Here is a 22,503-nt window from a genome sequence, read left to right on the forward strand (position 1 = left end):
GTCGTTTCGGCTGGCCGCCGACGGGGCTGTGTCGACGGCTGAAGCGAGGCACACGACGTCCACCCGCGGCCTGTTGCCCGGATGCCGAAGTCGTGGCGTCTCGCACTCGATTCTAACAGTACGCTTGTCCTGTATTGAACCGAAGTCGGGTCCGTCGTGTCGACGAGGCGTCCCGCCGGCATCGGTCCTGCTCGCGACGAGTGCTTCGAGGCGCCGTCGCGCGATCGCGTAGTGTTCTCCCTTGCCGCACGGGTGTGGCGCTTCGTGTCGTCTCCGCGCGGCCGGATCGCCGTATCGCCCGGCTTCCGACCCTGCACCACCGGAGAGAGATGTCTGCGCCACTGCTTCGCATACCGGGCCCTGCGCTCACGGATCTTCCTACCGGGGTCTCGGTCGAAAAAGTGCTCGCCGATCTCGCCGACGACCAGGTGGCGGCGCCCTCGCAGTACGTCGACGACCTCGTCGCCGAGGTGCAGCGCGCGCAGGAGAACGGGATCGACCTCAGCGTGGTCGTGCTCGACCGGGACCCCCGTATGGATTCGCAGCTGCGCGACCTCGCGACGGAGGTCGGCGCCGAGGACGGCGGAACGGTGCTGGTCCTCAGCCCGGGATGGGTCGGGACGTTCAGCGAGGATCTCGACCGCGTCACTCTCGAGGCCGCCCAGGATCGCACCTACACCGGCGATCCGGTGGTCTCCACACGCAACTTCGTCGACTCGGTGCTCGAGCCGTCTCCGCCCTGGACGCTGATGACGCTGCTGATCGTCGCGGTGGTCGCTCTTGCGGCCGGCGCGACCTGGCTCGCCAAACGCCGCCGCGCGGACGGCGACGCGACCGTTGCCGGAGGTAGCGGATCGTCATCGGCCGAAGATGTCTGAGGTCTCTTTCCCGTCACCGTAGAGATCTTCTCCGGGTTGTCCTCGTCCCGATCGTGACGGAATCCGGCAGGGAAGATCGTTCGGCGTCCTCACGGTGTTGCTCGGTGTCCGCACCGTGTTCTTTCGGCGTTCTTCCGGCCGATCTTCGTGACTGTCATGCGACATACCCCTGAGGTGTCGTACGGTTCTCATGACGCTCTTGGGGAAGGTGTGTCACAACCCGGCTCGTGGGGACGCTGTCCGCAGTCGGTGTACGACTGCAGCGTGTGAGCCGTGGGGCACCCACGGCGAGCGGATGCTGCCTGCCTTCCTCGGGTCGTCCGGCCGGATGTCTCGGCCACCAGGTGCGACCGAGGGAGATGCACGTGAGACGGTTCGGTATCCACGGAGGGATTCCGCGACGGTCGGGGCCGGACGGCACCGCCACGACGCTCACTGCAGGCCGTCGACCCGACGGTCCGACGCCCGGTCGCATCCCGCGGACGCGCACCGGCACGCTCCTCGCCGGTTTGGGGTTGGTCACAGCCGTGCTCCTCACCGTGACCACGACGGCGTCCGCCGCACCGGCCCCGCCGCCGAACCCCTCGGACGCCGAGATCGACCGCGCAGGTGCGGCCGTCGCGGCCAACATCGACCGGGTCGGGCAGCTGATCGTCCGGATCGCCGACGCGGATCAGCAGCTCGCCGAGCTCGACGCGCAGGTCGCCATCCGCCGCGAGGACGTCAACCGCGCCCTCGTCGATCTCCAGAGCGCGCGCGACGCGGCGGATCTCGCCGAACGGGTGGTCGTGGATTCCCGCCGCGCACTCGACGACGCCGCCGACCGGATCGCTGCTGCCCAGAAGAACTTCGACGCGTTCGTCCGCGACAGCTACACCCGTGGCGCCAACTCGGTCTCCCTCGCGGCCTTCCTCGACGTCGACGGTCCCGACGATCTGCTCGACCGCGCCCAGGTCATGCGATTGCTGTCCGCCGGGCGCACCGCGGTGCTCGATGCGCTCCAGCGCGCCCGGGCCCAGGAGGCCAACTCCCATTCGCGGGCACGCGCGGCCAAGCTCGAGGCCGACGCGGCGGCGGAAGCCGCCGAGCAGCGCAGGGCCGAGGCCGAGGCCGCGATCGCCGTCGCGCGAGCGGAACTCGGTCGGCAGGCTGCCGAGAAGTCGCGCATCGAGCAGGAACGTGAAAACGCGCAGAGCGAACTCGACCGGGCCCGCGTGAACGTTGCGGGCCTGGAAGGGCAACGCGCGCAGTACCAGGACTGGGAGCGTCGCCGCGCAGCCGAGGAAGCAGCCGCCGCGGCGGCACGGGTCGCGGCAGCCGAGGCGGCCGAGCGTGTCGCCGCCGACGCCGCAGCCCGGGAACGTGCGGCGGAACTGGCCAACGGCCGTCGCCCTCACACGCTGATCGAGGAGTCTCCGTCGACCGGCGACAGCGACGTCGCCGCACCGGGTGAGGTCACCACCGAATCCGGAGCGCCGGAGGACAGTGACACCGCTGCGAGTCGCACCGATACCAGTGGCACCGACACGGTTGCACCGGACTACACCGACGACGCCACGGTCCCGGATTACGGCGACCGTGGAAGCGTCCTGGACGACGTCCTCGAGGATACGGACAGCGGAACGGTCCCGGATGACACCGATGGTGGAACCGTCCCGGATGACACCGACGATGGATCCGTCCCGGACGGCACCGACAGCGGCACGATCCCCGACGAAGACGAGGACAGCGGCAGCGACGGTGGGATCGACTGGGAGAACCCGGATCCGGGCGACCCCGTCGTGGAGACCCCCGGATCGGGGACCGGGGGATCGGGTTCTCGCCCCTCCACACCGAATTCGACGCCCAGCACCCCGTCGCGTCCGTCCGTCACGGGTCCCGCTGCGGTGGAGATCGTCATCGACCGCGCGATGTCCCAGATCGGCGTCCCGTACGCGTGGGGTGGTGGCAACGAGAACGGCCCGACCCGCGGTATCCGCGACGGTGGCGTCGCCGATGTCCACGGCGACTACGCCAAGGTCGGCTTCGACTGTTCGGGACTGATGATCTACGCCTTCGCGGGCATCGGTATCTCGCTCCCGCACTACACCGGCTACCAGTACACGGCCGGCACGCAGGTCCCGTCGTCGCAGATGAGGCGGGGCGACATGATCTTCTACGGGCCCAACGCCAGCCAGCACGTCGCGCTGTATCTCGGCGACGGGCAGATGCTCGAGGCGCCGCAGTCGGGATCGTTCGTGAAGATCTCGCCGGTACGCTGGGGCGGCATGACACCGTACGTGGTGCGCATGGTGTCGTGAGGGCGAGGTTTGCCGCGGCCCTCGTACCACCGAGGACGGGTGCCATCCGGTCGTTTCCGGGTGCCGTCTCCCGGTCGGTGCAGGGGCGACGACACACCGAGCCGGCACCTGCAATAGTGGTGCAGCAGGTGTTTCCAGCGGAGCGACGTAGGCGAAAGCGGTGGATTGTTGGTGACCTCACGCGAGGGTGGGACGTCCGGTTCGGCAACGCCGGGCGACCAGAGCGGTAACGACGGACGCAAGAACTACCAGGCTGCGGCGGGTGCCGCGTCGGCGCCGAAGGCGGCGGGCGCGAACGGTCCTGCTCCGCAGGGGTCCGGCGCGAACGCTCAGCCGGCTCCGCAGGGGACCGGTGCGAACACTCAGCCGGCGGCCGGTACGAACACCCAGCCGGCAGCCGGCGCGAACATGCGGAAACCCGGCGACGCTCCTGCGAAGGCGTACGACCCGGCCGACGACGTCCGTCTCCTCGAACGGGCCATCTACGAGGTCAAGCGCGTGATCGTCGGCCAGGACCTGCTGGTCGAGCGGATGCTGGTCGGTGTGCTCGCGCGCGGGCACGTGCTGCTCGAAGGCGTTCCCGGTGTCGCGAAGACGCTGGCCGTCGAGACCTTTGCGAAGGTCGTCGGTGGATCGTTCTCCCGCGTCCAGTTCACCCCCGACCTCGTGCCGACCGACCTCGTCGGTACCCGCATCTACCGGCAGGGACGCGAGGAGTTCGACACCGAACTCGGACCGGTCGTCGCGAACTTCGTGCTCGCCGACGAGATCAACCGCGCCCCGGCGAAGGTGCAATCGGCGCTGCTCGAGGTGATGGCCGAACGCCACGTCACCATCGGTGGCAGGACCTTCCCGATGCCCGAGCCGTTCCTCGTGATGGCGACGCAGAACCCCATCGAGAACGAGGGCGTCTACCCGCTCCCGGAAGCACAGCGCGACCGCTTCCTGTTCAAGGTCCTTGTCGACTACCCGACGGTGGAGGAAGAACGCGAGATCGTCTACCGAATGGGTGTCGCCGCTCCCGAACCGAAGCAGGTGCTCGACAACGAGCAGCTCCTGCGCCTGCAGAAGATCGCCGGACGTGTGTTCGTGCACCACGCGCTCGTCGACTACGTGGTGCGGGTCATCTTCGCGACGCGTCGGCCCGCCGAACTCGGCCTGCAGGATGTGCAGGGCTGGATCGCCTACGGCGCCTCGCCCCGCGCGACGCTCGGCATCATCTCCTCGGCGCGTGCCCTGGCGCTCGTGCGCGGTCGCGACTACGTGGTACCGCAGGACATCGTCGACGTCATCCCCGATGTGCTCCGCCATCGCCTGGTGCTGTCCTACGACGCGCTCGCGGACGACGTCTCCCCGGACCAGATCATCACCCGCATCCTGCAGACGGTGGGTCTTCCGCAGGTCGCGCCCCAGGCGAACGCACCCGTGCCGACCGCGACCCCCGGCCCGGCGCCCGCCGATCCGCGGACCGTTGCCGGTCAGCAGGCGCCCGTCGGTGCACCCGGTCCGCAGGGAGGTGCGGGCGCGCGGTGAGCACACGTCCTCACGACGGGTCGCCACCGCGGTTCCGGTCCGGTGAACTGCGCGATCCCGCGCTCACCGCCGCGCTCCGCACCCTCGAGCTCACCGTGCGGCGCCGTCTCGACGGCGTCCTGCACGGCGACCACCTCGGTCTGATCCCGGGCCCGGGTTCCGAACCGGGGGACGCCCGCGAGTACCAGCCGGGCGACGACGTGCGGCAGATGGACTGGTCGGTCACTGCGCGCACGACGCACCCGCACGTGCGGCAGACCGTCGCCGACCGGGAACTCGAGACGTGGCTCGCGGTCGACCTGTCGGCCAGCCTGGACTTCGGTACCGGTATGTGCGAGAAGCGCGACCTGGCGATCGCAGCGGTGGCCGCGCTCGCGCATCTGACCACCGGTGGCGGGAATCGGATCGGTGCGGTGATCTCCACCGGCAACGAGACCGTCCGCGTCCCCGCGCGGGGTGGGCGGCTGCACGCCCAGTCGTTGCTGCGTACCGTCGCGACCACCCCGCATGCACCCGACGGGACCCGCGGCGATCTCCAAGGCCTCGTCGAGTCGCTGCGACGCCCCCAGCGCCGCCGCGGTCTGGCCGTCGTGGTGAGCGATTTTCTGGGTCCGCTCGACTGGGAGCGCTCCCTGCGGGCGCTGTCCGGCCGGCACGAACTGCTCGCCGTCGAGATCATCGATCGCCGCGACCTCGAACTGCCCGATCTGGGCGACGTGGTGCTGCACGACCCGGAGACGGGCCGCACCCGCGAATTCACGACCACTCCCGAACTGCGGGCCGACTACGCGCAGGCGGCCGCGGAGCATCGCGCGGCCGTGCACCAGGCACTGCGCAGTTCCGGTGCACCCGTGCTGACGCTGCGCACCGACCGCGACTGGATCGGCGACGTCGTGCGGTTCGTCGCGGCCCGGCGGCACAGCTTCGGCGCACCCGCACGGCAGGGGGGACGATGAGCCTGTCCGGTTTCACTTCACCGTGGTGGTTGCTGCTGCTGTTCGTCGTCGCCGCCCTCGGCGGTGCGTACGTGCTGGTCCAGCGCCGGCGCCAGACGAACACGCTGCGCTTCACCAATCTCGAGCTGCTCGAGAAGGTCGCGCCCGCCCGCCCGGGACGCGCTCGGCACATTCCCGTCGCACTGTTGCTCGTCGGCCTCGTCTTCCTCACCGTGGCGCTCGCCGGCCCGACCGCCGAACAGCGGGTGCCGCGCAACCGGGCCACGGTCGTGCTCGTCATCGACGTGTCGTTGTCGATGGAGGCCACGGACGTCGCACCCACGCGACTCGCCGCCGCTCAGGAGGCGGCCAAGCAGTTCGCCGACGACCTGACACCCGGCATCAACCTCGGTCTCGTCGCGTTCTCGGGTACCGCCTCGGTCCTGGTCTCGCCGACCACCAACCGGGAGGCGAGCAAGTCCGCGATCGACAACCTGCAGCTCAGCGAGCGCACCGCGACCGGCGAGGCGATCTTCACGGCGATGCAGTCGATCGACACGCTCGCCGCCGTGCTCGGCGGTAGCGACCAGGCGCCGCCCGCGCGGATCGTGCTCTTGTCCGACGGCAAGCAGACCGTCCCCGAGAGTCCCGACGATCCTCGCGGGGGGTTCACCGCGGCGCGACAGGCGGCGGAGAAGGGAATCCCGGTCTCGACCATCTCGTTCGGCACGCAGACGGGCACCGTCACCATCGAGGACGATCGGATCCCCGTGCCCGTCGACGACCCGTCGCTCAAGGAGATCGCCAATCTCTCGGGTGGGAGCTTCTTCACGGCGGCGAGCCTCGAGGAACTCGAGGACGCCTACAACACGCTCGAGGAGCAGATCGGCTTCGAGACGACCCGCGGCGACGCCAGTCGTCCGTGGCTCATGCTCGGAGCGCTCTCGGTGATCGCGGGGCTCGGCGCGGCGATGGTGTTGCGCCAGCGGCTGCCCTGATCCCCCTTGTGCACGCTCACGGAGCGTTTTCCGTCCTGGACCGGCCACCAGATAGGTTGGAATGCATGACTGACGCAGATAGTGCCGCAGCGTCCACGCGCGCGGGTGTCACCCCCCGATCCGTCCTCGTCACCGGCGGAAATCGCGGGATCGGCCTCGCCGTCGCCCGTCGCCTGCAGGCCGACGGCCACAAGGTCGCCGTGACCCACCGCGGTTCGGGCGCGCCCGACGGCCTGTTCGGTGTACGGTGCGACGTCACCGACGCCGACTCGGTCGACGCCGCGTTCAAGGAGGTCGAGGAGCATCAGGGTCCCGTCGAGGTGCTTGTCGCGAACGCGGGCATCACCGACGACACCCTGCTGATGCGCATGACCGAGGACCAATTCAGCTCGGTGATCGACGCGAACCTCACCGGCGCCTTCCGGTGCGCCAAGCGCGCCAACCGGGCGATGCTCCGTGCCCGTTGGGGCCGCATGATCTTCCTCGGCTCCGTGGTCGGCCTCGCCGGTCAGGCCGGTCAGATCAACTACGCGTCCTCGAAGGCCGGTGTCATCGGTCTCGCCCGTTCGGTCACCCGCGAACTCGGTTCGCGATCGATCACGGCCAACGTCGTCGCTCCCGGTTTCATCGAGACCGACATGACCGCGGATCTGTCCGACGACCTGCGCGACACCGCGAAGAAGTTCATCCCGCTGCAGCGGCTCGGCAAGCCCGAGGACGTCGCAGCCGTCGTCAGCTTCCTGGCCTCCGACGACTCCGCCTACGTCTCCGGCGCCGTCATCCCGGTCGACGGCGGCATGGGCATGGGCCACTGACGGTCTCACGACCACATCCGAATCTCACTGGAGGACCGACACACTCATGGGCGGACTGCTCGAGGGCAAGACCATTCTCGTCACCGGCATCATCACCGATGCCTCGATCGCCTTCCACACCGCGAAGGCCGCGCAGGAACAGGGCGCGAAGGTGATCATCACCGGCTTCGAGCGACTCCGGTTGATCGACCGGATCGCGCAGCGTCTCCCGCAGCCGGTGCCGCCGGCGATCAGCCTCGACGTGCAGAACCAGGAGGATCTCGACGGTCTCGCCGACAAGATCCGCGAACTCGCACCGGAGGGGATCGACGGTGTCGTCCACTCCATCGGTTTCGCACCCCGGTCCTGCCTGGGCAGCCCGTTCCTCGACGCGCCCTGGACGGACGTCGCGGTGGCGCTCGAGGTGTCGGCCTACTCCTACGGCGCGCTCGCCAAGGCCGTCCTGCCCGTCATGAACGAGGGCGGCTCGATCGTCGGAATGGACTTCGACCCGTCCCGGGCCGTGCCGTTCTACAACTGGATGGGTGTCTCCAAGGCGACGCTCGAGTCGGTGAACCGCTACGTGGCCAAGGAGGTCGGCCCGCGCGGCATCCGTTCGAACCTCGTCGCCGCCGGCCCGATCAAGACGCTCGCGGCCAAGGCCATCGCGGGCGACGCGACCGGCCCGGGCGCGGAGATGAACCGTCTGAACGAGGGCTGGTCGGCCGCGTCGCCGATCGGCTGGGACGTCGACGATCCGACGCCTGTGGCGAAGACCGTGTGTGCAGTGCTGTCCGACTGGCTACCCGGGACAACGGGATCCATCGTCTATGTCGACGGTGGTTTCCACTCCCAGGTCGGCTTCGGCAGCTGACCGTACGACGGAAGGCACTCCCATGACGAACACCCCCGGGGCGTACGACGCGCTGATGCTGCTGTCCTTCGGCGGACCGGAAGGACCCGACGACGTGCGGCCGTTCCTCGAGAACGTCACCCGCGGACGAGGGATCCCGCCGGAACGACTCGACGAGGTCGCGCAGCACTATCTGCACTTCGGGGGTGTCTCGCCGATCAACGCCCTGAACCGGGCGATCATCGACGCCGTCCACGCCGAGTTCGACGCGCACGGTATCGATCTGCCGATCTACTTCGGCAACCGCAACTGGCATCCCATGGTCGAGGACACCGTCGCGCGGATGCGTGAGGACGGGATCCGTAACGCCCTGGTGTTCGCGACCTCCGCCTGGGGCGGCTACTCGGGTTGCCGGCAGTACCACGAGGACATCGCCCGGGCGCGGGACGCCGTCGAGAACGCCCCGCAGCTGACGAGGCTGCGGCACTTCTACGACCACCCGCTGTTCCTCGACGCTGTCACCGACGCCGTGCGCGCGGCCCGCGTCGAACTCGCCGACGACGTGCGCGATTCCGCTCGCGTGGTGTTCACCGCGCACTCCGTTCCGACCTCCTTCGACGCGACCGGTGGTCCGCCGGAGGAGGGTGGGCATCTCTACAGCCGGCAGGTGGCCGAAGCGGCGCGGTTGGTGGCCGAGGCGCTCGGCGAGGACGACTACGACCTGGTGTGGCAGTCGCGGTCCGGTCCGCCACAGGTGCCGTGGCTCGAACCCGACATCGTCGACCACATCGACGCCCTGCACGAACGGGGAGTCCGCGCCGTCGTGGTCGTGCCGGTCGGGTTCGTCTCCGATCATCTCGAGGTCGTGTGGGATCTCGACACCGAGGCTCGCGACCGGGCCGCTGAGCTGGGCATGGGCTTCTCTCGTGCGGCGACGGCCGGTACCGACCCGCGCTTCGCGCAACTCGTCCGCGAACTCGTCGAGGAACAGCGGGACGGGATCACCGCCCGTCGCTGCGGCACCGAACCGCTGCTCGGGGCCGCGTGCAACGGGAGCCTGTGCGCCGTCGGGTGCTGCGAGCCGCCGAAACGCCCGTCCCGTCCCGCCGCGAACGGATAGATCCCTCCGCGCCTCACCGGGCGGCGTGCCCGACCGGTGAGGCCAGAGGGGAGTCGAACCAGCGCGGCAGCGACCGGCGCAGGGCGCTCGGACCGTCGACGACCACGGCGCCCGAGCGCAATGCGTCCGGCCAGGTCGCTTCGCCACGCCAGATCTCGGTCAGCTCCCGCAGTCCCGTCGTCACCCGGATCGAGACCTCGAAGCCCGGGTCCTCGTCACACACGTCGACGTCGTGCGGCGTGATGACCATCCACCACCGGCGCGACGCGTGGGTGACCGTCGGGAAGGCGAACTCCACGACCACCCGGGATTCCGGCAGGGCCGCATGGTCGACGTGCCGGTGCATGTCCCACATCAGCAGTCGCGGATCGAGGTCGACGTCACCGAGTTTCCCGGTCCACCGCGTGCCCCACGCACCGAGTGCGTCGACGACGGTCTCGAGATCGCGTCCCGCCGGGGTGAGCACGTACCGGACGTCGTTTCCGTCCTCGAGACGCCGCACGATTCCCGCCGCCGTGAGCTGGTGCAACCGCTTCGACAGCAGCGTCGGCGACATGCGGGGCAGGCCGCGCCGGAGATCGTTGAACCGTTCGCTGCCGAGCACGAGTTCGCGCACCACGAGCAGCGTCCACCTCTCGTCGAACAGTTCCATCGCCTTCGCGACGGGACAGAACTGGTGGTAGGGCGGGCCCATGATCGGATCCTAGGCCGGTCGGACCGCCGCGACCAGCACGAATGTGTGGCGGTGCAGTACAGATTGTGTACTGGAGGACACCGCGTCCGCGTTCCTACAGTCGATCTGTGACCCGGGCCGCCTTCGGGACGGCGCCGAAGCCGGGTCCCTCCACAGGAGGAATCCTCTGATGACCGACATCTCCACGACACACGACGCCGATCTCGCCCTGAAGGCCAAGCACCGGGCGATGTGGGCACTCGGCAACTATCCGGCGGTGGCGACCGAGGTCATCGCCGAACTCGGCCCCGCTCTCGTGGCCGCGACCGGAATCGGTCCGGGCGACCGCGTCCTGGACATCGCCGCCGGATCGGGCAACGCGTCGATCCCCGCCGCGCTCACCGGTGCGACGGTGCTCGCGACCGACCTGACCCCGGAACTGTTCGAGGTGGGCCGTCGTGACGCCGACGCGGCAGGTGCGACGCTCGACTGGCAGGAAGCCGACGCCGAAGCACTCCCGTTCGACGATGCGAGCTTCGATGCCGTGATCTCTTGCGTGGGAGTGATGTTCGCGCCCCACCACCGGGCCGCTGCCGACGAACTGCTCCGGGTGACCCGGCCGGGCGGACGTATCGGCCTCCTGAGCTGGACCCCCACCGGCTTCATCGGGCAGATGTTCGCGACGATGAAACCGTATGCGCCACCGCCCCCGCCGGGCGCACAGCCGCCGCCGCTGTGGGGCGACGAGGTGCACGTGCGCGAGTTGATCGGCGACCGCGTCACCGACCTGCAGGCACGCACCGACAATCTGCGCGTCGAACGGTTCGCGACCGGGGAGGACTTCCGCGAGTTCTTCAAGTCCGCCTACGGTCCCACCATCGCGGTGTACCGCAACATTGCGGACGACCACGAACGGGTCGCGGCTCTCGATCTCGATCTGCTCGAACTCGCCCAGCGTCACTATCTCGGTGGGGGAGCGATGAATTGGGAGTACCTGTTGGTCACCGCGCAACGAGGTTGACGCGCACTGGAGTCGACGCGCACTGCCGGCGCGGTCAGTGATGGTGCTCGGCCCGCAGAGCCGCCGCGACTGCACCGGTGCGGGCCTCGCGGACCGCGGCCCACAGCGGCTGCAGCGCGCCCTCGCGACCGGTGGCGGCGGACACCGAACCGGCCCGCAGGCCCCCTCCGCGACCGGCCACGGTGAGAATCGCCGCGACCTGGTCGGCGGTGTCGAGGACGCGCACGGCACGTGCGGGCAGGGACGGGGGATAGCGGTGCCGGGCGAGTTCGGCGATCTCCTCGGCGATCTCCGTCCGCGGATCGGCGCGGCGCCCGTCGGTGCCCACCGTCGGGATTCCGCTCAATGCGGAGGCGGCATCACGTACCGCCTCGCGAATCGCGAACTCGGCCGCACCGAGACCACCATCGACGGCGATCTCGGGGACCGCCGACAGTGTGAAGACGTTCCATTGCAGCACGTCCGGACCCTCGATCACGGGCACCAGGCCCAACCCCGGTGCACCGGGCGCTCCCACGACGACGCCTTCACCGGCCGCGAGCGCCGCGGAGGCGAACGCTGTACCTGCAGGCAGCGCGCGGACGTCGCCCGGGGCGGGAAGGACGAGATGCAGACCCGCGCCGGCTGCGGTGTCGACGCGGCGGATCAGGGTGAGCAGCAGTGCGGCACCGTCGGCGACACCCCTGTCGGGCAGATCCGCCGCGGAGGCCGTCGCCGCATCGTGGGCACCCACGAGATGCATCGGCGCCCACTCGTGCAGCGCGTCGATCACATCGTCGGGGGAGGCGTGACCGGACAGCCACGACCCCGCCCACACGGTCAGCGTCAGGCTCGGAGAACTCACCCCGAAAGCATACGGCGACCGCGCACGGCGGTCCGGCGTGGCAGCGCGAGCGGCCCCGCGCGATGTCCTAGGGTCGACTGGCGTGAGCCCACGCGATATCTACGGCGGCGACATCTACGCCGGTCACGCCCGCACCAAGAAGAAGGCCGTTCCCGAACTCGCAGCGGAGCGCGGCGTCGTCGTCGAGGACGCCGCATCCGGCTGGTGCGGCGCGATCGTGGGGATCGAGAAGACCTACGACGGCGACTTCGTGCGGCTCGAGGACGCGCAGGGACGCACCCGCCTGTTTGCGATGCGCCCCGCCGCGTTCCTGGTCGACGGAGCATCCGTCACCCTCGTCAAGCCGAAGATCCGTCCCGCCTCCGCACCGACGAGATCCGCCTCGGGATCCACCCGGGTGGAGGGTCTGCGCGCACGCGTGGCGCGGGGGAGCCGGATCTGGGTGGAGGGCGTGCACGACGCCGCCCTCGTCGAACGGGTGTGGGGGCACGACCTGCGGGTCGAGGGCGTGGTCGTCGAACAGCTCGAGGGCCTCGACAATCTGGGTGCCCGGCTGGCCGAGTTCGAACCCGGCCCGGGCCGGCGCGTCGGTGTGCTCGCCGACCACCTCGTCACCGGATCCAAGGAGGAGCGTCTCACCGCGAATCTCGGTCCGCACGTGATGGTCACCGGCCATCCCTACATCGACGTGTGGCAGGCGGTGAAACCGAAGGCCGTGGGCATCGACGCCTGGCCCACCATCCCGCGCGGGCAGGACTGGAAGACCGGCGTCTGCCGTGAACTCGGCTGGGGCACCCCGCAGGACGGCTGGCGGCGCGTCTACAACGCCGTGAATTCGTTCCGCGATCTCGAATCGCACCTCATCGGCGCCGTCGAGCGCCTCGTCGACTTCGTCACCGAACCCGAGGAGGGCTGACCGACCGGAACCTCAGCGGCCCCCGTCCGCCGGCGCCGGCGCAGGTTCCGGCTCCGCGGCGCCACCCGGCAGGCCGGTGCCCACTCCGCCGACGTCGGTGATGGTCCAGTCCGACGCGCGGTCCATCGTCACCGTGTAGGTCGCGGTGGCGGCGACGCCGTCGGGTGTCTGCTTGCTCTTCGAGATCATGTCGACGAAGACCTGGACGACGAAGGTATCGCCGTCGTTGCTCGCCACCTCGGCCGCGAGCAACCGGGCGTCGGCGGTGTACTCCATCTGCGTCAGCCACGGAGCCACGACGTCCACGGCGCCTTCGAGTTTCGGTGCGAGTTGTTCGCTGACGCCGTCGGTCAGCGCCGTCCGCCAGGCGTCGAGATCACGGAAGTCGACCTCCGAGACGCTCAGCGCGTAGTCGGAGGCGACGGCCTCGGCCTCGGCCTCGGTGTCGAGTCGGCTCTGCAGGGCTTGCAGTTGCTCGGACGAGTCGTCCGTCGCCCACAGCACCCCGAAGGTGACCGCGGCGACGACGGCGAGCACCGTCACGACCGCGAGGGCACGGACCGACGACCACCACGGACCGCGGCTTCCCGCCTCGGCGGCAGTCGGCGTGGAGGTGGCCGGTTCCTGTTCGGTGACCCCGATGTTCGAGGGCCCGGTGTTCGAGGGGCCGGTGTTCGACATGACGATTTCTTCCTTCTTCATCGGGGTACGTTCACGGTGAATCGGACGCTGTCGCCCGGCATGGTCGCGATGGCCTGTTCGAGCAGGGTACCGAGATCCATTCGGCCCACCACGGAACCGGTGGCCTGGGTGACCGGGCGGAGCGCGACACCGATCGCGCCGAGTTCGGGTGCGAACCTCCTGAGGAAGTCGGCGAGTTCGATCTCCTCCTCGCGCCACGAGCCGAGGATCTCCTCACCCTTCAGTACCGAGGACCCCTCGAAGAGGTACTCGTACGAGACACCGAGGGTCTCACCGAACTGGTCCAGCATGGGAGGCGCCGCGACCATCGCGGGTCGCACCCAGTCCACATCGCCGATCATCCACATCAGGTCGCTCAGTACCGTTTCCAGCGATCCCTCGTGCCGGGTCAGGGTCGACAGCAGCAGCTCGGCGCCACGACCCGCCGCGGGCATGGTCTCCTCGAGACCCGCAACCGATTCGGTGAACGTCGCGACGAGCTCGTTCAGCGACTCGGCGTCGGTCTGTTCGAGCAGCTCCGAGGTGGTGGCGAGGAGATCGGGTACCGAGGTGGGCAGCTCGACGATCTCGGTCAGGTGGGCGCCGTCCTCGAGATAGGGCCCCTGGGTCGAGGCCGGGAGGAACGAGAACACCGGTTCGCCCAGCGACGACAGGTTCTCGACGCGCATGGTGCTGTCGACGGGGATGCGGTGTTCGGCTTCGTAAGAGATGTTCATGCGGACGAAACCGTCGAGGTTTTCCATGCCGTCGACCCGTCCGATGTTCACCCCGCGGTAGACGACGCTCGATCCGGTGCGCAGTCCTGCCGCGTCGCGCATGTCCACCACGGCGTGCACGCGGCGCTGGGTCGGATCGATCTGCAGCACACCGACGACGAGATACCAGGTTCCCAGGATCATCACGAGGGCCAGGGCGAGTGCGGACATCCAGGCCGGAATTCGGGTCACGGGATCGCTCCGATCATGCGCAGGAGAACCAGTCCGTCGGCCGCCGGACTTCCCTCGTTACCGGCGATGGTCACCTCACGGATGTCGATGCCGGGTTCGAGCAGGAAGGGGACGAGCTTCTCGTCGACGAGCTCCACGAGTTCTGCTGCGTTGCCGCGCAGTTCGGTGGCGTTCGGCGACGGTTCGCGCAGCAGCGGAGTGAGGATCTCGAGGTTGTCGTTGATGTGCGGGAGGCGGGGGATCAGCCATTCCAGGCCCGTGACCATGGTGTTCACGTCGATGACGATGTTGAGCACGGCCTCCATGAAGTAAGGCACCCGGTCGAGACGCCGACGTGCGGTGTCGGAGAACAGGAACCCCACGTCGTCGCGTGCGGCATCGAGACGCTGGGACAGGTCCTCCGTCGCGACGACGATGCGATCGATCTGGTCGATGTTCGCGGCGGCCTCGCTCAGATCGTTGGAGACGACCGCCGACAACTCACGGGTCTCCTGCGTGTCCTCGGGCAGCACGTCGTTCAGCCGCGCAAGCGAATCCTGCAGGCGGGTCAGGCTTCCGCCGTTGACGAACATCGCGATGCGTTCGAGCATGTCCTCGATCTGCGGACCCGGATCCGTGTCCTGCAACGGGATCGTGTCGCCGTCCTGCAAGGGTGCGCCGCTGCCGTCCTTCGGGGGGAGCAGAGCGACGTAGATGTCGCCGAGCACGGTGTTCTGCCGCAGTTCGGCGCGGGTGCCCGCGGGCACGACCACCGACTCGCGCACGTCGATCCGGGCAACGGCGCTGTGCGGCTCGAGATCGATCGCCCGCAGGGTGCCGACCGAGATGCCTTCGGAGCGGACGTCCGCCCCGGCCGGCAGGCTCAGCAGCGATTCGAATTCGAGGTTCAGCCGGTAGGTCGGTCCGCGCACCCCGGAGCCGGGCAGCGCGTGGTCGCTTGGGTCGAAACTGCATCCGCACAATGCCACCAGAGCGGTGAGGACCGCACCGATGAGAAGGCGGGACCGGGAGAACGAACGGGTCACGGCGTTGCTCCGATCGTCGACAGGACCAGCTGAGGCAGCGGCACCGACACCGAGCGGGAGGACACCACGGTGCAGCTGTCGGGTGCGATCTGCTCGAGTGCCGTGCACGTCAGCGCGGCATCGGGGGTCGGCACCTCGGCGCGGGCGGGATCGAGTTCGACGGCGACCGACCCCGGGTGGGACTGCACCATGGTCTCGAGCATCGTGATCGTGCCGGGAATGGTGGCGAGCAGTTCGCTCGAGCTCTCCGCCTGGGTGCGCAACATCGTCAGCGTGGGCAGCGTCGAGTTCAGGGCGTTCATCAGGTACGGGAAGTGCTCGTTGAACAGCCGGTCGAGAGGTCCGACGGCCAGTGACAGCTTCTCGACGAGGATCTTCGCCACGACGAGCATCTGCTCGATGCCCGCCAGGCCCGGGGCGAACGTCTGGATGGTGGACTTGACGTTCTCCCACTCGCCGGTGAGCAGGGTCGTCATCTCGGCCGAGTTGTCGAGGATCTGCCCCAGCTGGTCCATGAAGTTGTCGGGGGAGGAGAGCAGGTCCGCGAGGTCGCGCAGTTCTCGGTTGAGTGTCGGTCCCAGGTCCTCGAACTCGCGTCCGGCGTCCTTCAATGCGGTTTCGAGCGGCGCGGTCCCGTCGGGTCCGCGCTCGGTCATCTGCCGCACGAGTTCGGAGAACGATCCGAGCGCGTCCGACACGCTGACCGGGGTGCGGGTGTGCGCCGTGTCGATGCACGTCTCCCGCGACAGGGTCGGTCCCGGCCGGGGATCGGCGTCGACGAGTTCGAGTCTGCGGTCGGTGAGGATGGACGCGTTGGTGATCACCGCGCCGGTCTCGGCGGGAAGCTCGCGGTCACCGACGGTCATGTCGACGCGCACGCGCGCACCGTCGGGTTCGATCCGGTCCACGGTCCCGACCGAGATCCCGCGGATGGTGACCGGGGAACCGGGGTAGAGGCCGTAGGAGTCCTCGAAGTACGCGCAGATCGAGGTGTCGTCTCCCGAGGTCGCAGCGAAGGCGGTCGCGCCGGCCACGGCCAGCGCCACGACCGTCACCGCGGGAACGAGTCGTCGTGTAGTCGTCGTCAGTGTTCGCACGTCAGCACCGTGTTCCCGGCATCGGGAGACAGACGTCGGGTCGCTCGACCGTCAGTCCGCTCTGGTCGACAAGGGCCTGGCCTTCGGGACCGGCGACGGCCGCGAGTCCCGTGAGGGTGGCACGGAGGGATTCCGTCATCGACTCGACGGAGGCCGACAGTTCCGCGCTGCTGTCGGCGGCTTCGGCGAGATGCGGGATGATCGGTTCGACCTTCTCCTGGTACGGGCCGCTGAGGAAGTCGAACAGCAGTCCTGCGAGCCCGGAGAGCCCGTCGGCGAAGATCTTCACGTCCTGATGGGCCTCGACGATCTTCGGGCCGAGGATCGCATAGCCGCGGATGATCTCGAGCGCGAGTTCCTTGTTGTCGTTGGCAGTGCGGAGATATTCGTTGGACAGCTCGAGCAGGCTCTCGACCTGGTCCTTCTGATTCGCGATGACGTCCATGACGGCTTCGAGATCGGTGACCGTGATCCGCACCGAATCCGGAGATTCGCCGAGCAGCGCCGCGGTCTTGTCCAGGGCGGTGCGCAGTGCCTGCGTGTCGAGTTCTTCCACCACCTCGGTGGCCTCCTCGAACATGTCGTTCACCAGGAACGGCAGTGCTGCGCGGTTCTCGGGGATCGGTTCGGTGAGCGGCTGCCGGCCGGCCGGGTGCACCGCGAGGTACAGGCCTCCGATGGGGGTGAGCATCCGCACCGACACGGAGGTCTGGTCGCCGACGAAATGCTCGGAGTCCACGGTGAACTCGACGTCGACGTGGTCGTCGGCGAGGTGCAGGCCGGTGACCGAACCGACCGGCACACCCGCGATGCGCACGTCGTCGCCCGCGGCGAGCCCCGCCGATTCCGGCAGTTCGAGGCGGTAGGTCGTCGAACCGACCGGTCGCAGATAGAGCACGAGGACGATGCCCGCGACGAGGGCGAGGACGATCAGACCCGACAGCGCCCACCACATCTGGGTGCGGGGATCGGCGTCCTCGGCGCCGAAGTCGAGTCGTCCGAACAGGCGGGTGCGCATCAGGCACCTCCGTTGCAGATGGTCAGGGGACGGCCCTGGAGCAGAATGTCGGCCTCGATCGGCAACTGCACCGCGCCGTTGCTGCACTGCCGGGACTCGTCCACGCGCGGCACCAGGGAGTTGATGCCCTCGAAGATCCCCGGCAGAACCGACAGGGTGTCGATGGCCGTCTGCGGATCCGGGATCACCTGGTCCACCCGGACGATGAAATCGTCGTTGCGTTCCAGGAATCCGTCGTGTTCGGCAGGCGCGCCGAGGCCCAGCTGGGAGAGCAGGTTCACCGTGCGGTCGACCTCCGCCATCTCGAGTGCACCGAGCTTGGTCAGGGACAGGAACTCGGTCATACGTGTCACCAGCGGGGTGAAGATCGAGTGGAAGACCTCGAGGATGTTCTCGAGGTTCGCGGACCGGCCTTCGAGTTGCTCGTTGAGGGCCGTGAAGTTGTCGAGCAGGGTGCTCATCAGGGCGCTGCGGTCCTCGGCGTAGCTCGCGAGCTCGGCGATGTCGCGCATCACCGGGGTCGGACTGGACTCGCTGCCCTCGATCAACGCGGCCACATTCGTGGCGAGCCGGTTGTAGACGGCCGGATCGGCTTCGCGCAGAAGCGGTTTGAGTCCGTTGAAGACCGTGGTGATGTCGAACGAGTCGACGGTGTTCACGACCAGCCCCGACGGATCGACCTCCTGACCGCCCTCCTCGCTGCGATCGAGTTCGAGATAGCGCTGGCCCGTAAGGTTCTGGAACTTGACGAGCAGCCGGTCCGACTCGCGCAGACGGTACTCCTCGAGCACCGTGAAGTCGACGAGCGCACGGTTGCCGTCGGACACCGAGATGTCGGTGACCTTGCCGATCTGTACGCCCCGCAGGCGCACATCGGCGTTCTCCTTGAGGCCGAAGACGTCACCGAACTGGGCCTTGTAGGCGACGGTCGATCCGCCGACGGGACGTTCGATCGCCTGCACGATCAGCACGATGATCAGGACGACGACGCCGGCGAGCAGGGCGAGCCGGACGGCTGCCTGGCGTGGAGTTCTCATCGGGTACCCCCGGTGGTCTCGAGCGGGACCCGGAAGGCCGGGAAGGTGTCGACGAGCACGTCCACCCCCAGGACCACCCGGTCGCCCTGGTGCTGCAGTGCGCCGTCGGCGCCGTCGACGAGCCGGTCGACCTGGTCGGGGGTGACCCCGCCCAGGCTCTGGTTCAGCGGGATCAGGATGTCGAGGAGCATGTCGACGGCAGACGAAGTGGGGCCGAGCGCGCCGACGATCTCACCCGAGAGTGCGAGCACCAGATGCGAGACCTCGGTGATCGTCTCGCTCGCCTGCTGCGTGCGGAAGTCGTCCTCGAGTTCCTCGACGGACGCGATGGCCGACAGAGTGTTCAGTGCCGACGGAGTGAACGCCGCGACACCTTCGGAGACATCCGCGAACTTCGGCAGCAACTCACTGAGCGGCTCGTTCTGGGTGCGGGCGATGTTGCGCATCACGAGCAGCGAAGAGGCGAGCAGCGGCGCCATCTGCTGGGTCAGTTCGGCGGCGCTGTCGATCGAGTCCGACAGCTGTGGCGTCACCACGTCGAGCAGGAGACGACCGGAATCGCGCAGCACCGTGGTGACGGTGTAGTCCCCGACATCGCCGAGGGCGAGGGTGCTGCCGGCTCGGATCGGCTCGCCGCCCGGCATCGGGATGAGCTCGAGTGCGGTGGAACCGAAGATGTTCGACGAGACGAAACGGGTGTGCATGGCCGTCGACAACTCGGCGACGTGGCTTTCGTCGACGCTGAGTGTGACGATCTGTTGCTGCGGACCCTGCGGTTCGACCTCGATCACCGATCCGATCGACATGCCCCGCAGACGCACGGCGGTGTCGGTGGAGACCCCGTCGCCGAGATTCGATGCGGTGACGGCGAACTGCACCTCACCGGAGCGGTCGGGCTGCGACGCCCACCAGGCCGCGGTGACGACGAGTGCGGCGGCGACCACGACGGCGAGCCCGCGGATCCGCAGTCCGCGGCGGCTGGGGCCGAAGCCCGAATACTGTGCTGCGCTCACTGGTTCCTCACCCCGAGAAGCTGATCGTCGCGTCGAGGCCCCACATGACGAGCGTGAGCACCATGTCGGTGGTCACGATCAGCACGAGGCTCGCCCGGATGGCGCGGCCCGAGGCGATCCCGACCCCCTCGGGACCACCGCTCGCGTGATAGCCCTGGTAGGCGTGCACGAGCGTCACGACCAGGACGAACACGATCACCTTGACCAGTGAGTAGATCAGGTCGATCGGCTCGGTGAACATGTGGAAGTAGTGGTCGTAGGCGCCCGAGCCCTGACCCTGCACCACGGTGACGGTCGCGCCGGTGGCGGCGAATCCGAGTGCGAGCGCGATCAGATAGGACGGGACTACGGCGCCGACGGCGGCGATGAGCCGGGTGGAGACGACGTAGGGGATCGAGTCGATGGCCTGGGCTTCGAGCGCGTCGATCTCCTCCGAGATCCGCATGGCGCCGACCTCGGCGGTGATGCGGCAGCCGGCCTGGGCGGCGAATCCGATCGCCGCGATGAGCGGTGCGAGCTCGCGGGGATTCGCCAGGGCCGACATGGCTCCGGTCAGCGGTCCCATTCCGAGCATGTCGAGTGCGGAGAAGCCGACGAGCCCGACCATCGCCCCGGCGACGATGCCGAGGATGGCCAGCACCGGTGCGACACCTCCGCCGACGATGACTGCGCGGCCGTTGCCCCACGTCAGGTCGGTGAAGATGGCGACGGTCTGCCGGCGGTTGCGGCGCAGGGCGTGGCCGATGCCGCGGAAGGAGACGACGACGAAGTGCAGGTAGAGCCCGAGGGATTCGATCGGGTTCCACGCCCGTCCGGCGTGGCGCGTCCACCGCAGACCGCGGGGACGATAGGGCGACGGCGTGGCAACGGATCCGCTGCGTGTGGCGCTCATCAGAGGAACCTCATGGGGACGAACATCAGGACCACCTGGGTGATGAAGAGGTTGACGACCATGCAGGCGATGATGCTGAGCACCACGGCCGCATTGACGCTGTCCGCGACGCCCTTCGGGCCGCCCTTGGCCTCGAGGCCCCGTTGGCTGGAGATGATCGCCACCACGTACCCGAAGACCGCGGCCTTGAACAGGCAGACGATCAGGTCGGTGGTCGAGGCGAAACTGCCGAACGACAACCAGTACGAGCCGGGGGCGACGCCCTGGCCGAGCGAGGCCACCGCGAAGCTCGCGAGGATGCTCATGAGGATGATCAGCACCGACAACATCGGGGCGACGACGACCATCGCCAGGATGCGGGGGGAGACCAGCCTGCGGTGGGGGTCGATGCCGAGGGTGCGCAACGCGTCGATCTCCTCGCGGATGGTGCGAGAGGCGAGGTCGGCGGAGATGGCCGAACCACCGGCACCACCGATGAGCAGTGCCGCGGCCAGGGGGGCGATCTGCTGCATCACCCCCATGCCGCCCACCGCACCGGCCATCGAGTTGGCGCCGACATTGTCGGTCATGCTGCCGACCTGGACGGCGATGACGACGCCGAGCGGCAGCGCCACCAGAACGGCGGGCACGGCCGAGACAGAGATGAAGAACCATCCCTGAACGATTGCCTCCCGCATCGGGAAACGACCGCGCGCGATGTCGACGGCCAGGTATGCGGTGGAGCGGAACGCCAGACGGAGCGTGCGTCCGAATGTGCGTGTGGAGTCGGCGGTGCGTGTGACCACGGCACCTCCGAACGGCCGCTCGCCCCGGACGTCTGCGTCCGCGGGTCGCGAGGTCTTCATCGAGCCCCCCTGATGAACTGACACTGGATCGAGTGGTACTGGGTGGAACCGGCGCGGAAGCAACCGGATATCCGGGTCGGGTACTTGAAGGACGGCCGACGACTGCAGCATCGGCTCGCGTCCGTGACGAGCGAACGCGTGTACGGCGGTGACGACCGGTGGGTCAGATCCCCAGCGCGGCGCGGGCTTCCGGGATCATGCGCAGGCGCTCGGGAATCAGCCGGGAACCGACGCGCATGAGTGCGAGGATCGCTCGGAACTCACGTTCGCGGGCCGCGCTCCACGGCACTCCCCAGATCCGGCGGACGGATTCGGGGAATGCGCCGAACATCAACGTCTTCACCGGCCGCCCCGTCAACTTCTCCAGGACGGCGGGAAGGGGCCGGGGGAGTGCGGCGAGTTTCGGCTCGAGGGTGGCGATCACGTCCTGCTCATCGGCGAGTTGCTGCATCCGCCGGGTTCCGGGCGACATCGCGAGCTTGTCGGCGACCCCCCGGTCGACGTAGACGCGAAGACCTGCCACGTCGTCCGGCATGTCCTGCTCACGAACCCCGAACAGCACGCCGAGCCGGCAGCTCTCCCGGTAGAAGGCCTCCACCTCCGGTGCGGGTTGCGGACCGAAGCAGACCTCGATCGCATAGATGAGCGATTCGATGGTGGTGAGGTGGACCCACGTCCACACGTCGCGGTTCCACGCGTGGTATCTCCGGCCTTCGTAGTCGAGTCCGGTGATGGGGCGGTGCATCTCCCGCAGTTCCCGTGCCGAATCGGCGACGTTCTCGCCGAAGTAGATGCGGTAGGTGTACGCGAGGGTGTTCTCCGCACGTACCGACGGCTCGGTGAACGACTTCGAATGTTGTTCGAGCGCAACCATGACGGTGGGGTGGGTGCCCTGGAGCGACAGCGCCCGGAACAGGAACATCGGCCAGATGCGGCGGTCTGCAACCGGACGAAGGTGCGGTCGGCGACGGGTACGTCGTCCTCGATGTTTGCGCGAACACGCTGTGCGGGAGTGACTTCCATGGCCGGACTCCTCGGGTTCGAAGGCTGGGGAACGGATGC

At 68.7% G+C, this 22,503-nt stretch carries 22 protein-coding genes; 10 read left to right on the forward strand and 12 right to left on the reverse strand.

What is annotated here, in order from left to right; translation table 11 throughout:
- Positions 1-329: 329 nt before the first annotated feature.
- The 8 genes from AC0LPE_RS11005 (at position 330) to AC0LPE_RS11040 (ending at position 9,411) form a co-directional block, all read left to right on the forward strand.
- A complete protein-coding gene (locus tag AC0LPE_RS11005; RefSeq protein WP_229568041.1) occupies positions 330-878 on the forward strand; it encodes an Rv1476 family membrane protein in 549 nt (182 codons plus the stop codon).
- 359 nt (positions 879-1,237) lie between these two features.
- Positions 1,238-3,178: an NlpC/P60 family protein gene (locus AC0LPE_RS11010; protein WP_490606200.1), complete on the forward strand. Its 1,941-nt coding sequence runs from the start codon at positions 1,238-1,240 to the stop codon at positions 3,176-3,178.
- Between the two features lie 171 nt (positions 3,179-3,349).
- Positions 3,350-4,711 (forward strand): AAA family ATPase, encoded by a 1,362-nt coding sequence (locus AC0LPE_RS11015; protein WP_490606201.1) that lies wholly within the window; start codon positions 3,350-3,352, stop codon positions 4,709-4,711.
- Positions 4,708-5,667, forward strand: a complete 960-nt coding sequence (locus tag AC0LPE_RS11020; protein WP_120282469.1) for a DUF58 domain-containing protein — start codon at positions 4,708-4,710, stop codon at positions 5,665-5,667. The genes AC0LPE_RS11015 and AC0LPE_RS11020 overlap by 4 nt, the downstream gene beginning before the upstream one ends.
- Positions 5,664-6,644 carry a VWA domain-containing protein gene (locus tag AC0LPE_RS11025; protein ID WP_006551517.1) on the forward strand — a complete coding sequence of 327 codons (981 nt, stop codon included), beginning with the start codon at positions 5,664-5,666 and terminating at the stop codon, positions 6,642-6,644. The genes AC0LPE_RS11020 and AC0LPE_RS11025 overlap by 4 nt, the downstream gene beginning before the upstream one ends.
- Positions 6,645-6,709: 65 nt before the next feature.
- The gene (fabG1, locus tag AC0LPE_RS11030) at positions 6,710-7,459 is read left to right on the forward strand and encodes a 3-oxoacyl-ACP reductase FabG1 (RefSeq protein WP_016694070.1); all 750 of its coding nucleotides are present in this window, start codon (positions 6,710-6,712) and stop codon (positions 7,457-7,459) included.
- 46 nt (positions 7,460-7,505) lie between these two features.
- Entirely contained in the window at positions 7,506-8,312 is an 807-nt protein-coding gene (inhA, locus tag AC0LPE_RS11035; RefSeq protein ID WP_016694069.1) for an NADH-dependent enoyl-ACP reductase InhA, read from the forward strand.
- 22 nt (positions 8,313-8,334) lie between these two features.
- Positions 8,335-9,411 carry a ferrochelatase gene (locus AC0LPE_RS11040; protein WP_490606202.1) on the forward strand — a complete coding sequence of 359 codons (1,077 nt, stop codon included), beginning with the start codon at positions 8,335-8,337 and terminating at the stop codon, positions 9,409-9,411.
- Positions 9,412-9,424: 13 nt separating this feature from the next.
- On the opposite strand, the gene AC0LPE_RS11045 is transcribed toward AC0LPE_RS11040, so the two are convergent.
- A complete protein-coding gene (locus AC0LPE_RS11045) occupies positions 9,425-10,105 on the reverse strand; it encodes a winged helix-turn-helix transcriptional regulator (protein ID WP_490606203.1) in 681 nt (226 codons plus the stop codon).
- Between the two features lie 169 nt (positions 10,106-10,274).
- Here AC0LPE_RS11045 and AC0LPE_RS11050 point away from each other — a divergent pair, with 169 nt between their 5' ends.
- Entirely contained in the window at positions 10,275-11,105 is an 831-nt protein-coding gene (locus AC0LPE_RS11050; protein ID WP_490606204.1) for a class I SAM-dependent methyltransferase, read from the forward strand.
- Between the two features lie 34 nt (positions 11,106-11,139).
- On the opposite strand, the gene AC0LPE_RS11055 is transcribed toward AC0LPE_RS11050, so the two are convergent.
- On the reverse strand, positions 11,140-11,949 hold the full coding sequence (locus AC0LPE_RS11055; protein WP_490606205.1) for an Rv1486c family protein: 810 nt from the start codon (positions 11,947-11,949) through the stop codon (positions 11,140-11,142).
- Between the two features lie 82 nt (positions 11,950-12,031).
- Between AC0LPE_RS11055 and AC0LPE_RS11060 the strand changes: the two genes are divergently transcribed.
- Positions 12,032-12,865 (forward strand): DUF3097 domain-containing protein, encoded by an 834-nt coding sequence (locus AC0LPE_RS11060; RefSeq protein WP_490606206.1) that lies wholly within the window; start codon positions 12,032-12,034, stop codon positions 12,863-12,865.
- 12 nt (positions 12,866-12,877) lie between these two features.
- Here the strand turns inward: AC0LPE_RS11060 and AC0LPE_RS11065 are convergent, their stop codons facing one another.
- From AC0LPE_RS11065 to AC0LPE_RS11110, 10 genes are all read right to left on the reverse strand, one after another.
- The gene (locus AC0LPE_RS11065; RefSeq protein WP_490606207.1) at positions 12,878-13,567 is read right to left on the reverse strand and encodes a hypothetical protein; all 690 of its coding nucleotides are present in this window, start codon (positions 13,565-13,567) and stop codon (positions 12,878-12,880) included.
- Entirely contained in the window at positions 13,564-14,514 is a 951-nt protein-coding gene (locus AC0LPE_RS11070; protein WP_490606208.1) for an MlaD family protein, read from the reverse strand. Before AC0LPE_RS11070 ends, AC0LPE_RS11065 begins: the two co-directional genes overlap by 4 nt.
- On the reverse strand, positions 14,511-15,539 hold the full coding sequence (locus tag AC0LPE_RS11075) for an MlaD family protein (protein ID WP_490606209.1): 1,029 nt from the start codon (positions 15,537-15,539) through the stop codon (positions 14,511-14,513). The genes AC0LPE_RS11070 and AC0LPE_RS11075 overlap by 4 nt, the downstream gene beginning before the upstream one ends.
- Complete coding sequence (locus AC0LPE_RS11080; RefSeq protein WP_490606210.1) at positions 15,536-16,636, reverse strand: MCE family protein; 1,101 nt, start codon at positions 16,634-16,636, stop codon at positions 15,536-15,538. The genes AC0LPE_RS11075 and AC0LPE_RS11080 overlap by 4 nt, the downstream gene beginning before the upstream one ends.
- Before the next feature lies 1 nt (position 16,637).
- Positions 16,638-17,654, reverse strand: a complete 1,017-nt coding sequence (locus AC0LPE_RS11085) for an MlaD family protein (RefSeq protein ID WP_490606211.1) — start codon at positions 17,652-17,654, stop codon at positions 16,638-16,640.
- A complete protein-coding gene (locus tag AC0LPE_RS11090) occupies positions 17,654-18,691 on the reverse strand; it encodes an MlaD family protein (RefSeq protein WP_229568049.1) in 1,038 nt (345 codons plus the stop codon). The genes AC0LPE_RS11085 and AC0LPE_RS11090 overlap by 1 nt, the downstream gene beginning before the upstream one ends.
- Positions 18,688-19,704, reverse strand: coding sequence for an MlaD family protein (locus AC0LPE_RS11095; RefSeq protein WP_229568050.1), 1,017 nt, complete (start codon positions 19,702-19,704; stop codon positions 18,688-18,690). The genes AC0LPE_RS11090 and AC0LPE_RS11095 overlap by 4 nt, the downstream gene beginning before the upstream one ends.
- Before the next feature lie 7 nt (positions 19,705-19,711).
- Positions 19,712-20,596: an ABC transporter permease gene (locus AC0LPE_RS11100; RefSeq protein WP_060653283.1), complete on the reverse strand. Its 885-nt coding sequence runs from the start codon at positions 20,594-20,596 to the stop codon at positions 19,712-19,714.
- Positions 20,596-21,441, reverse strand: a complete 846-nt coding sequence (locus tag AC0LPE_RS11105) for an MlaE family ABC transporter permease (protein ID WP_490606212.1) — start codon at positions 21,439-21,441, stop codon at positions 20,596-20,598. The genes AC0LPE_RS11100 and AC0LPE_RS11105 overlap by 1 nt, the downstream gene beginning before the upstream one ends.
- Positions 21,442-21,604: 163 nt before the next feature.
- On the reverse strand, positions 21,605-22,501 hold the full coding sequence (locus tag AC0LPE_RS11110; RefSeq protein ID WP_490606341.1) for an oxygenase MpaB family protein: 897 nt from the start codon (positions 22,499-22,501) through the stop codon (positions 21,605-21,607).
- Positions 22,502-22,503 lie beyond the last annotated feature (2 nt).

It is taken from the genome of Rhodococcus sp. S3 (assembly GCF_058211795.1).